Source organism: Polaromonas sp. (genome assembly GCF_039930745.1).
Classification (GTDB): domain Bacteria; phylum Pseudomonadota; class Gammaproteobacteria; order Burkholderiales; family Burkholderiaceae_C; genus Polaromonas.
Genome location: NZ_JBDTTH010000012.1, coordinates 1 through 12,384 on the forward strand (window position 1 = coordinate 1; position 12,384 = coordinate 12,384).

The window sequence follows — 12,384 nt, forward strand, 5'->3', positions numbered from 1 at the left end:
CGTCATGTAACGCTTGTGCTTCGTTCCCCGTGGACCTTAATCAGCATTGCCCTAACGAATGTTTCTAGAATATCAAGTTCTTTTCATTAAACAATTTCTGAACTAACAAAATGACGTCTCTACTACACACCATGCTGCGCGTCGGCAACCTCCAGCGCGCCATAGATTTTTACACCCAGGTTCTGGGCATGAAACTGCTGCGCACTTCGGAAAACCCCGAGTACAAATACAGCCTCGCGTTTGTCGGCTACGGCAACAACCCGGAGCATGCCGAGATTGAACTCACCTGGAACTGGGGTACCGACAGCTACGACATGGGCACGGCCTTCGGCCACATTGCACTCGGTGTGCCCGACGCCTTCGCCGCCTGCGAAAAGATCAAGGCGGCTGGCGGCAATGTGACGCGCGAGGCCGGGCCGGTCAAGGGTGGTACGACCGTGATTGCGTTCGTGACTGACCCGGACGGCTACAAGATCGAGCTGATTGAGCGCAAGGAAGATGCCGGGGGCGCTGGCTTGCGTTGACTCTGCCGGGGATTTTTTTGCATCACGCGAAGATCTACGGCAGCTGGCTTGCCCACCTCAACGCGCCACCATGCGTTGTCCATCAACTACCCTGTGTTGCACTTGGACCTTAGACCGCCCCTTATTTCACAGGCGCATACCGCTATATTTTTCAGAGCGCACAGGAGCGAAACCCGCAAAAGATGTCATCCCGCTCAGGGAGATAAAAATTCCGGTACTTCGGATGTTTCATGCGCGCGCGCGTCGCGAAAGAGGCGCCGCGCAGCACCTTGTGCGTGCCGAACCAGGGCTGCGAATAATCCGCGTAGGGGCCCGGGGTGAAGCCCGGGTAGGGCCGGAAGGTGCTGCCCGTCCACTCCCACACATCACCCCAGCGAAAACCGCGCCGCGCCGCCGTGTGCGCCGCCACTTCCCATTCGACCTCAGCCGGCAGGCGGCGGCCGGCCCAGCGGCACCAAGCGTAGGCTTCCCACCAGCTCATGTGCATGGCCGGCTGGTTGCCCAGCATGCGCATGGCCTTGCCGAAACGGGTCTGCATCACCGCACCGCTGGCCACACCGATCTGCTCGACATAACGCGGCCCACGCCGGCCTTCGCTTTTCGCCGCAGCCTGAAGCCAGTCCCAACCTGCAGGTTGCCAGAACTCGGGCTGGTCGTAGCCGCCATCGTCGACAAACTCCACAAACTGCGCCCAGCTCACCGGCTGCGCATCGATCTCGAACTCGGGCACGCTGACTTCATGCTGCGCCTGCTCGTTGTCGAACACAAAACCAACCGCCTGCGCGGGCCCGGGACTGCCGAGTTTCCAGACCGTGGCCGGCACCAGCAAGGGCTCGCGCAAAGTCATGGTCGGCGGAGTGAAGGCCTGCAACAGGCCCTTGTCCAGGCTCAAGCCCAGCGTCTGCGCGGTGTAGCTCAGGGCTTCGGCATGCATGTCTTCGTGAAACAGGCAAAGGCGGTAGAAATAAAGCGCATCGTCATCATCGCCGGCCTTTTCCAGCAACTCCAGCGTACCCTCCAGCGTATCGAGCAAATAGGCCCGGCAGTTGGCCACTCCCGGCAAGTCCAGCGTCCAGCGCTGGCCATGCGGCACGTGGCCGGAGTCCCACCAGCGGTCGGCGCTGGGCTCGATCGACGCAAGTCGTGCATGAGAAGGATCACAACGCGGCCCGCGCGCGCGCTGCATATTGCGCCCGATCCACCACTCCTGGAACCAGCCGACATGGCCCAGCTCCCACAGCGGTGGATTGAGGGTAGGCAGTTCAGGCACCACAAAATGGACAACCTCCAGCGCCTGCTGGTATTGGCCGAGCAAATGCAGCGTGTGGTTGCGTGCATCCATCAGGGCCAGCGACAGGACGTCTCGCCCCGCGCTGCGCATCAGTGGCGAGTCCATCAGCCCGGTCCCCGTGGCGGTGGATGATTGAGGCGATGAATCGGGCAAAGCGTCTGAAGCCAAAACCGGTATCCTGGTAAGCCGGCCCTGCCGGATGCCACCCATGGCAACTGGCGCGCCGCGCACTGTTGGATCCAGAATAGCAGACGAAAGGCTGATCGCCGCAGCCAGCGTGCGACTTTCGGCTCCTGTGCAAAAAAACAGCTGAGCAGCCCACCAACCAGTCATGCGGCTTTCACGACCGGTTGTCAATCCGTGCCCATGCCCGGTTCCTAAGCGGCGAGGCCGGAGATAGACTCCGCAGGCCGGCCTGCGATCCAGGGCAGCTGGACGCCTTATCTGTTTTTTTTCGAACTTCAATCCACCAACCGGTCTGCCATTCATGCAATCCACCCCCCCGAATTCATCCCCCGCTGAACTCGATCTGACGGTTATCGATCTGGGCCCGCTGGCCTGGGTTCTGGACGAACTTCGAAAATCACTGGATACATCGACCAAGGCCGTGAAGCGTTTTGTGCGTGAGGCCGAGGTGGCAAGCGGTTCCGATCTGGCGGCCCTGGACGCCACCCAACTGCGCCTGGCCCGCCAACAATTGCACCAGGCAGTGGGTGCCCTGGAAATGGTCGGCATGAGCGCAGCCGCGCTGATGCTGCGGGCGATGGAAGCAACGGTGCAGAAATTCGTTCAACACCCGGCCCAATGCACCCAGGATGCTTCAGCCAAGCTTGAACTCGCCAGTTTTTCACTGACCGCCTACCTCGAGGATGTTCTGGCGGGCAAACCGGTGTCGGCAGTGTCGCTGTTTCCCCAATACCGTGACATTCAGGGCCTGATTGGCGCGGATCGCATCCACCCAGCGGATCTCTGGGCCTTTGAATGGCGCTGGATAGAGCCCCCGCTGAACCTGACTCTGGGCGCCAGAGACTACGGGGACGCATCCCGCCAGCTGCTGGATCGGCTGATGCTGACCCTGATTCGGACCGGTGACCAGGAAACGGCACAAAGCCTCAGTGATGTGTGCCTGGGTTTCGCGCAGGGACAGGCAGACGATGAGCCCCGCACATTCTGGAAAATTGCCGCGGGCTTTTTTGAAGCCCTTGCACAGGGTTTGCTGACGGTCGATCTTTATGTCAAACGGGCCACCTTGCGCATCCTGCTGCAATACGTCACCCTGGCGCGGGGCGGCACGGAGGCATCAACCAGACTCGCGCAAGACCTGCTTTTCCTTTGCTCGCAGGTCAAGCCCCACCGCCCTGGTGAAGCACCAGTGCTGGCGGCCGTTCGAAAAAGTTATGGCCTGGCCCGATTCAAACCGGTTGATTACGAGGCGGTCCAGTTCGGCCGCTTCGCCCCCGCACTGATCGCGCAGGCGCGCAAGCGAATCAGCTCGGCCAAAGAGACCTGGTCCCTGGTGACCGCCAGTGACCTGGGCAGGCTCAAGACGATGGCTGACCAGTTCAGCCTGGTGACCGATTCACTGGTGAAACTACACCCGCCCAGCGAGCCGCTGGCCCGCGTGCTGACCCGGGTGATCGAGGCCACAGCGCGCGCCGGTCAGGCTCCGCGCCCCGAACTGGCCCTGGAAGTGGCCACCGCTGTCCTCTATCTCGAAGCCATGTTCGACGATTTCGACCCCAACGATCCGAAACTCTGGACCCGGACGGCCCGGCTCGCGGAGCGGCTCGAGGGTGTGCGAACCGGTGGGCAGGCACAAGCGCTGGAATCGTGGATGGAAGAGCTGTACCAGCGCGTCAATGACAGACAAACCATGGGAACCGTGGTGGCTGAGCTGCGCGTTTCCCTGGGCGAGCTGGAAAAATCCCTGGACAGCTTTTTCCGCGCCCCGAAGGACAAGACGGTTCTGGCCGCGGTACCCGCACAGCTGGCACAGATGCAGGGTGTGCTGGCCGTGCTGGAGCTGGATCAGGCCGCCCTCGCGGTGATGCATATGCGCGAACTCGTCGAACACCTGCTCAAGAAGGATGTCACCGAACAGCAGGCCCGCGCTGCCGGTACGTTTGATCGCCTGGGCAACAACCTTGGCGCCTTGAGTTTCCTGATCGACATGCTCAACTACCAGCCAGCGCTGGCCAACAAGCTGTTTATTTACGACGCAGTGAAGGGCGAACTCAAGGCGGATGCCGTCACCGACGACGGCCAAAGCATCACCTGAGCTGTTAACCTCGTTCTTGGGCTCTTTCTGGCCCTTGAATCCGAGGTGATGATTGCGTAACGCGTCCGAAGCCAAACCCGCCAAAACCGTTGTCCTGGTCAGTCCGGCCCTCAGGGACGCCAACAACGGTAACTGGCACACCGCGAGGCGCTGGGCACAATGCCTGAGCGGTCATGCGCGTACCGCCCTGCTGCTGCAGTGGCCTCCATCCCCGCATCCGACTGATTCCGATGCCATGGTCGCATTGCACGCACGCCGATCGGCGCTCTCCATCGAAAACTGGGCGCGGCAATGTCCCGGCAAGCCATTGATCGTGGTCCTGACGGGCACCGATCTGTACCGCGACATCCATGAAAATGCTCCCTCCCGGCAATCGCTGGCGCTGGCAACTCACCTGGTGGTGCTGCAGGAAGACGGCCTGCAGGCGCTGCCCGCCGCCCTGCGAAACAAAACCCGCGTGATCTACCAGTCAGCCCGGCCCCTGAAGCCCGCGTTTAAGCCGGTGCGGCACCTGCGCGCCGTGATGGTCGGCCATCTGCGCGACGAGAAAGATCCGCTGACTTTTATGCGGGCCGCAGCGCGGCTGGCTGCGGAAAGCGCAGCCGGGGAAAAGCGCATCCTGTTTGATCACATCGGCGATGCGCTGACGTCCGACCTCGCCTTGGCCGCAAGCGCGGCGGAAAAAGCCGCTCCCGGCTACCGCTGGCTCGGGGGACTGCCACAAGCACAGACGCGCGAGCACATCAAACATGCGCATGTGCTGGTCAACAGTTCCCGCATGGAAGGCGGCGCCCAGGTCATCGGGCAAGCCATCCAGTCCGGCACACCGGTGCTGGCATCGCGGATCAGCGGCAACATCGGCATGCTGGGCACCGATTACACGGGCTATTTCCCGGTGGGTGATGATGCTGCGTTGGCGCTGCTGCTGCAGCGCTGCGCTGCTGAGCCGGGTTTTCTGGCACAGCTTGAACACCAATGCAACCAGCGCGCCCATCTGCTCGAGCCCGGGAAGGAAGAGCGCCTTGTCTTAAACTTGGTGCTCAGTGCACTCCACCCGGCACAGCCTTGAAAGTCCTCATGAACGCTCCCGACAAACGCACACCCTCCGTCCCGCGATTGAGCAGCCTTTCGCACGGTGGCGGCTGCGGCTGCAAGATCGCGCCTGGCGTGCTCAGCGAAATCCTCAGGAATTCCAGCAACCTCCCGATTCCGCCGCAACTGCTGGTCGGCATCGAAACTGCCGACGACGCCGCGGTGTACCTGCTCAACGATGAACAGGCGCTGATCGCCACGACCGATTTTTTCATGCCCATCGTTGATGATCCGTACGACTTCGGCCGCATTGCCGCCACCAACGCCATCAGCGACGTCTACGCCATGGGCGGCACGCCCATCATGGCGCTGGGGCTGGTCGGCATGCCGATCAACGTGCTGCCACTGGAGACCATAGGCGCCATTCTGCGCGGCGGCCAGGACGTCTGCCGCGATGCGGGCATTCCCATCGCAGGCGGCCACACCATCGATTCGGTCGAACCGATTTACGGCCTGGTGGTGCTCGGGCTGGTCCACCCTTCGCGCGTCAAGAAAAATTCGGGTGCCCGGGCTGGCGATGTGCTCGTTCTTGGCAAGCCGCTGGGTGTCGGCATCCTGTCGGCAGCGCTGAAAAAGGATGCACTCGATGCTGAGGGTTATGCGCGCATGATCGCCGTGACTACCCAGCTCAACAAGCCGGGCATCGCGCTGGCACAGATGGACGGTGTGCATGCCTTGACCGACATCACCGGCTTTGGCTTGCTGGGCCACGGCCTGGAGCTGGCGCGCGGCGCAAAACTCCAGATGCAACTGCAGTTCAGCGACATTCCATTGCTGCCGGGCGTGCTGGCACTGGCGGAGCAAGGCATGGTGACCGGTGCTTCGGGCCGCAACTGGGCCAGCTACGGCAGCGAGGTCAGCCTGCCCGCGACCATGAATCCGGCCCAGCAGGCCCTGCTGTCCGACCCGCAGACCAGCGGCGGCCTCCTGGTGTCCTGTGACCCTGCTATTGCCAGCGCGGTGCTTGCCTGTTTTCACAGCCAGGGCTTTACCGATGCCGCCATCATCGGCAGCATGGCCGAAGGCAACGGCGTCAAGGTTTTGTAAGGCACGCTACGGGATAACACCGTCACAAAGCTGTCAGCTGCCTTCTATAGTCGTCTATAGAATCCCATCCGCGCAGACCTGCATCCGGCACCCCTCTTCACGAGGGTCTGCCGGATGATTGTTAATGCGCGGACTCTTTTTTCTGGAGACAACAATGCGCGCCTTATTGAAATTTTCCAACGCCGTGGACTGGCTCAACGCCCAGATCGGCAAATACGTGATCTGGCTGATTCTTGCCTCCACCCTCATCAGCGCAGTCAATGCCGTGGTCCGCAAGGTTTTCAACATGAGCTCGAATGCCTATCTGGAAGTGCAGTGGTACCTCTTTGCGGCCGCTTTCCTGCTTGCCGCGGGCTACACCCTGCTCCACGGTGAACACGTCAAGATCGACGTAATTTCCAGCAAGCTGTCCAAACGCGGGCAAATCTGGATAGACATCATCGGCTTCGCCATTTTTCTCACCCCGGTTTGCCTGACGATCCTGTACTACGGCGTTCCATTCTTCCTGCAAGGCTATCGTTCCGGCGAAATGTCGGGCAATGCGGGCGGGCTGATCCGCTGGCCGGTGTACGCCATGATTCCGCTGGGTTTCACCTTGCTGATGGCGCAGGGCTGGTCCGAACTGATCAAGCGTGTGGCTTTCCTCAAAGGCTTGATTGAAGACCCGACGTCCAAGAAGGTTGAAAAGACGGCTGAAGAAGAGCTGACTGAGGCCATACGCCGCGTCGCCGAGTCCAAAACCGCCGGCTGAACAGGAACACCATCATGGCATTTTTCATTGCAAATCTCGCCCCCATCATGTTCATGGGGTTGATCGTTTTCCTGCTGATGGGCTTTCCGGTAGCGTTCAGCCTCGGCGCCTGCGGCCTGTTTTTCGGCTTCATCGGCGTCGAACTCGGTGTGCTGCCCGAGGCGCTGCTACAAGCCCTGCCTTTGCGCCTGTTCGGCATCATGCAAAACGACACGCTGCTGGCCATCCCCTTCTTCACGCTGATGGGCCTGATACTTGAACGCAGCGGCATGGCGGAGGACCTGCTGGACACCATTGGCCAGCTGTTCGGCCCGTTGCGCGGCGGCCTGGCTATTGCGGTCATTCTTGTTGGTGCACTGCTGGCAGCCACCACCGGTGTCGTGGCTGCCTCGGTGATCTCCATGGGCCTGATTTCGCTGCCCATCATGCTGCGTTACGGTTATGACCGGCGCATTGCCGCCGGTGCCATTGCGGCATCGGGCACATTGGCACAAATCATCCCGCCTTCGCTGGTGCTGATCATCCTGGCTGACCAGCTGGGCCGCAGCGTCGGCGACATGTACAAGGGTGCTTTCGTGCCCGGATTCATTTTGACTGGCATGTACGTGGGTTACGTTGTGGTGCTCGCCTTCATCAAGCCACAGTGGGTGCCCGCTCTGCCGGCCGAAGCGCGCACCATCCGCGAAGACAACGGCAAGGCCGGCCTGGTGTCGCTGCTGCTGCTGACGATTGTCTCTGCCGGTAGCGCCATCTACTTTGCCAAACACTACGCGGACGTTCTGGGTTGGTGGAAGGGTGAAGAGGTCACCTCGGTGGCCCTCGATGAAACCATCGTCGTGTCCATGTGCGTTGGTGTGCTGCTGGCATTCTTGATTGCCGTGATCAACAAGGTCACCCGGCTGGGGCTGCTGTCGCGCATGGCTGAACGCGTCACCTTTGTGCTGATTCCGCCGCTGCTGCTGATCTTCCTGGTGCTGGGCACGATTTTCCTCGGCATTGCCACCCCGACGGAAGGCGGGGCCATGGGGGCGCTGGGCGCCCTGATCATGGCATTTGCCCGCCGTCGCCTGAGTTTTTCGCTGCTCAAGCAGGCGTTGAATACCACCACCAAGCTGTCCTGCTTCGTGGTTTTCATCCTGATCGGTTCAACGATTTTCAGCCTGGTGTTTCAGGGCGTTGACGGACCGAAATGGGTGGAGCACCTGCTCAGCGGCCTGCCGGGTGGCCAGATCGGCTTCCTGATCGTGGTCAATGCGCTGATCTTCTTCCTGGCCTTCTTCCTGGACTTCTTCGAGTTGTCCTTCATCGTGGTGCCGCTGCTGGCACCGGTGGCCGAGAAGCTGGGCATCGATCTGATCTGGTTCGGCGTGCTGCTGGCGGTCAACATGCAGACCTCCTTCATGCATCCGCCCTTCGGCTTTGCACTGTTCTACCTGCGCAGCGTGGCCCCGATCAAGGCATATACCGACAAGGTCACCAAGAAGCTGATCGAGCCGGTAACGACCATGCAGATTTACTGGGGTGCCGTTCCATTCGTGGTGATTCAGGTGATCATGGTCGGCTTGATCATCTTCTTCCCGGGTATTGTGTCCAATAGTCTCGACAAGGTCGAGAAGATAGACCTGGACAAGGTCATCCTGGAGGTGCAGGAAGAGCCGGTCATGCCCGCCCCCGAGGCCGGAAGTCCGGCCGAGGCTGCAGCCGAACAGCAGCTGGCGGACGACGATCCGATGAAAGCCATGCAGGACTCCATGGACAAGGAAAAGAAAAAGAAAAAGTAAGCCTCACAGCCGTTCATCCTTAAAGCCCCGCCCCGCGGGGCTTTCTCATGAGCCTTGTAGAAGGCTGGACAGCTTTCAGCGGCTCTGGAGTCGGAACGTCGAACCCTTGCGGGCGAACCGCGCAAGCTTGTTGAGCGGGCTGGACTCATCATCGGCTCGCCAGCCGGCGCGACGGTTCAGGCAAAAAAAAGCCCCGCATTGCGGGGCTTTGAAAAGAAGGAAGCTTCAGAGCTTTTGTGCTTGCATGAAGTTGTCGAAACGCGCTTCGGTAAAGCGGAACCAGAGGTTCTGGTCTTTGCGGAAACTGGCGTAGTCGTCGTAGATCTTTTTCCAGCTCGGGTTCCGGGCGCTGATTTCGGAGTACAGGGCCATGGACTCTTTGAAAGCCAGGTCCAGCACGTCCTTGGGGAAAGGCAAAACCTTGGTCTTGCCGCCAACCAGCTGTTTCAGCGCAGTTGGGTTCTTGGCGTCGTACTTGGCTTGCATCTCGACGTGCGCATAAGCTGCGGCCGCCTCGACGATGGCCTTGTTCTCGGCAGACAGTCCGTCGTAAGCCTTGTTGTTGACGAACACGTCGAGCTCGGGACCACCTTCCCACCAGCCAGGGTAGTAGTAGTAGGGAGCCACCTTGTTGAAGCCCAGCTTCTGGTCATCGTAAGGACCGACCCACTCGGCTGCATCAATCGTGCCTTTTTCCAGTGCCTGGTAAATTTCGCCGCCAGGGATGTTCTGCGGCACCGAACCCATGCGCTCGAGCACCTTGCCGCCGAAGCCGCCGATGCGCATCTTCAGGCCCTTCATGTCCTTGACCGACTTGATTTCCTTGCGGTACCAGCCGCCCATCTGGCAGCCCGTGTTGCCGGCTGGGAAGTTCACGATGTTGTATTTCGCGTAGAACTCGCGCATCAGCTTCAGGCCATTGCCCTCGTACATCCAGGCCGTCATCTGGCGGCTGTTCAGGCCGAAAGGAATGGCGCAACCGAGTGCAAAACTCTCGTCCTTGCCGAAAAAGTAGTAAGGCGCGGTATGGCAGCACTCGACCGTGCCGTTCTGCACGCCATCAACCACACCGAAAGCGGGCATCAACTCGCCGGCTGCATGAGTGCTGATGGTGAATTTGCCACCGCTCATTTCGCTCACTTTTTTGGCAAAGGTTTCAGCACCGCCAAAAATGGTGTCCAGCGATTTAGGGAAGCTCGACGCGAGGCGCCAGCGAATAGCGGCGCCCTGGGCATGGACAGCTGGGGCTACGCCAGCAGCCAGTACACCGGCAATGCCGGCATTCTTGATAAGGGAACGACGATCCATGAGCTAACTCCTCAGTTATAAAAATTAAACAAGGTACAACCAGTCACGAGTTTAGGAGCCACCCAATCCATAGACATTGGGAGTTACCCACTCAGGGCTTAACCTCATTGACGGAAACTGCAAGCACAACGGCCTTGAGAGGCACGTTGCTGCGCGAATTGTAGGAGTGTGCCGAGGTTGACTTTCGCGGGTTTTCCCTTGAAAACCGGTCTACTGATCAGGCCTTCAGTGTTCTGTCAGCAAGCTAGGCCGGACCGGAAAAAATGGATCTGACATCGCTCACGCAAACGCAGCCGTATCCATTTTTTGTTGTACATCCATCCGAGAGATCACTCTGCAGCCCGATAGCCGTCCGGAAAGCAGCTTTCGTTTTCATGCATGCATCAGGCCACGGATTTCAGCGAGCGCCGGGCCGGTTTTGCCGGAACGGGCAAAGTGCCAAAACGGGCGACGATGGCCTGCTCGATGCCTGCTGCATCCAGTCCCTGCAGGGCCAGCAGCCGGGCCGGGTCGCCATGCTCGGTGAACTCGTCGCGCAGGCCCAGGTGCAGCAGCGGCCTGCTGATGCCGGCCGCTGCCAGTGCCTCGGCCACTGCACTGCCTGCGCCGCCCATGACAGCGCCCTCCTCCACAGTGACCAGCGCCTCGTGGCTGGCTGCGATCTGAAGCAGCAATTCCGTGTCGAGCGGCTTGGCCCAGCGCATGTTGACCACGGTGGCGCCCAGTTTTTCGGCCGCCTGCAGCGCGGGGTAAAGCAAGGTGCCAAAAGCCAGGATCGCCACCCCCGCACCCTCGCGGCGCAACTCGCCCTTGCCAAAAGGCAAGGCGTCCAGGTGCGCCTGTGTGGCTACCCCGGCGCCCGAGCCGCGCGGATAACGCACGGCCACAGGATGATTCTGTTCATAGGCGCTGCTCAGCAGCATGCGGCACTCGTTCTCGTCGGCCGGGCAGGCCACACTCATGTTGGGAATGCAGCGGAGGTAGGAAATGTCGTAGGCGCCGGCGTGCGTGGCACCGTCGGCGCCGACCAGGCCGGCACGGTCCAGCGCAAACACCACCGGCAGGTTCTGCAGCGCCACGTCGTGGATCAACTGGTCATAGCCGCGCTGCAAAAACGTCGAATAAATCGCCACCACCGGTTTCAGGCCTTCGCAGGCCATGCCGGCCGCAAACGTCACCGCATGCTGCTCGGCAATGCCGACATCGTAATAACGGTTGGGGAAGCGCTGATGAAATTCCACCATGCCGGAGCCCTCGCGCATAGCCGGCGTGATACCGACGAGGCGACTGTCCTTTTCGGCCATGTCGCAAAGCCAGTGGCCGAAAACCTGGGTGAAGGTCTGCTTGGCCGGCGCGGTTGATTTTTGCAGGCCCATGGCCGGGTCGAACTTGCCGGGGCCGTGGTAAGCCACCGGGTCGGCCTCGGCCAGCTTGTAGCCCTGGCCTTTTTTGGTCACCACATGCAAAAACTGCGGACCAGACAGATGCTTGATATTTTCCAGCGTGGGAATCAGCGACTCGAGGTCATGGCCGTCGATGGGCCCGATGTAGTTGAAACCGAAGTTCTCAAATAATGTGGCCGGCACCACCATGCCCTTGGCATGCGTCTCCAGCCGCTTGGCCAGCTCAAACAGCGGCGGCGCCACCTTGAGCACCTGCTTGCCGACGTTTTTGGCGGAGGCGTAGAACTGCCCGCTCATCAGCTGCGCCAGGTAGCGGTTCAGCGCACCGACTGGCGGGCTGATGCTCATGTCGTTGTCGTTGAGCACCACCAGCAGCTTGCAGTCGCAGACGCCGGCGTTGTTCAGCGCCTCGAAAGCCATGCCCGCGCTCATGGCGCCGTCGCCGATGATGGCGACCGCGTGGCGGTCTTCACCCTTTTGTTTCGCCGCCATCGCCATGCCGAGCGCGGCGGAAATCGAGGTGGACGAATGCGCCGTGCCGAAGGTGTCGTATTCGCTTTCATCACGCCGCGGAAAACCGCTGAGGCCGCCAAGCTGGCGCAGGCTGGCCATGCGTTCGCGCCGGCCGGTGAGGATCTTGTGCGGATAGGTCTGGTGGCCCACGTCCCACACCAGCCGGTCGTCCGGCGTGTTGAACACATAGTGCAAGGCCACCGTGAGCTCGACCGTACCCAGGTTGGAACTCAGGTGCCCGCCGGTCTGCGAAACGCTGTGCAGCACGTAGGCACGCAGCTCGTCGGCCAGCGTCTTGAGTTGCGCGCGCGGCAGCTGGCGCAGGTCGGCAGGACTGTTGATGGTTTCAAGCAAGGAGTACATCGTGGTGTCTTGTTTCTGGTGACTTGTTTCTTC

General features: G+C 60.9%; 9 protein-coding genes. 6 read left to right on the forward strand and 3 right to left on the reverse strand.

Going from position 1 to position 12,384, the window contains the following annotated elements; all coding sequences use genetic code 11:
* The first annotated feature begins 110 nt into the window (after window positions 1-110).
* Complete coding sequence (gloA, locus tag ABI660_RS06370; protein ID WP_348066058.1) at window positions 111-524, forward strand: lactoylglutathione lyase; 414 nt, start codon at window positions 111-113, stop codon at window positions 522-524.
* A gap of 151 nt (window positions 525-675) precedes the next feature.
* On the opposite strand, the gene senA is transcribed toward gloA, so the two are convergent.
* Window positions 676-1,905 (reverse strand): selenoneine synthase SenA, encoded by a 1,230-nt coding sequence (senA, locus tag ABI660_RS06375; RefSeq protein WP_348066196.1) that lies wholly within the window; start codon window positions 1,903-1,905, stop codon window positions 676-678.
* A gap of 397 nt (window positions 1,906-2,302) precedes the next feature.
* Here senA and ABI660_RS06380 point away from each other — a divergent pair, with 397 nt between their 5' ends.
* The 5 genes from ABI660_RS06380 to ABI660_RS06400 all read left to right on the forward strand — a co-directional run bounded on the left by ABI660_RS06380 (window position 2,303) and on the right by ABI660_RS06400 (window position 8,764).
* Window positions 2,303-4,093, forward strand: a complete 1,791-nt coding sequence (locus ABI660_RS06380) for a hypothetical protein (protein ID WP_348066060.1) — start codon at window positions 2,303-2,305, stop codon at window positions 4,091-4,093.
* Window positions 4,094-4,145: 52 nt separating this feature from the next.
* Window positions 4,146-5,162, forward strand: a complete 1,017-nt coding sequence (gene senB, locus ABI660_RS06385) for a selenoneine biosynthesis selenosugar synthase SenB (protein ID WP_348066062.1) — start codon at window positions 4,146-4,148, stop codon at window positions 5,160-5,162.
* A gap of 8 nt (window positions 5,163-5,170) precedes the next feature.
* Window positions 5,171-6,232 (forward strand): selenide, water dikinase SelD, encoded by a 1,062-nt coding sequence (selD, locus tag ABI660_RS06390; RefSeq protein ID WP_348066064.1) that lies wholly within the window; start codon window positions 5,171-5,173, stop codon window positions 6,230-6,232.
* A gap of 154 nt (window positions 6,233-6,386) precedes the next feature.
* Complete coding sequence (locus tag ABI660_RS06395; RefSeq protein WP_348066066.1) at window positions 6,387-6,983, forward strand: TRAP transporter small permease subunit; 597 nt, start codon at window positions 6,387-6,389, stop codon at window positions 6,981-6,983.
* 14 nt (window positions 6,984-6,997) lie between these two features.
* Entirely contained in the window at window positions 6,998-8,764 is a 1,767-nt protein-coding gene (locus ABI660_RS06400; protein WP_348066068.1) for a TRAP transporter large permease subunit, read from the forward strand.
* Window positions 8,765-8,989: 225 nt separating this feature from the next.
* On the opposite strand, the gene ABI660_RS06405 is transcribed toward ABI660_RS06400, so the two are convergent.
* Window positions 8,990-10,072 carry a TRAP transporter substrate-binding protein gene (locus tag ABI660_RS06405; RefSeq protein ID WP_348066070.1) on the reverse strand — a complete coding sequence of 361 codons (1,083 nt, stop codon included), beginning with the start codon at window positions 10,070-10,072 and terminating at the stop codon, window positions 8,990-8,992.
* 383 nt (window positions 10,073-10,455) lie between these two features.
* Window positions 10,456-12,351, reverse strand: a complete 1,896-nt coding sequence (gene dxs, locus ABI660_RS06410; protein WP_348066072.1) for a 1-deoxy-D-xylulose-5-phosphate synthase — start codon at window positions 12,349-12,351, stop codon at window positions 10,456-10,458.
* Window positions 12,352-12,384: the final 33 nt, after the last annotated feature.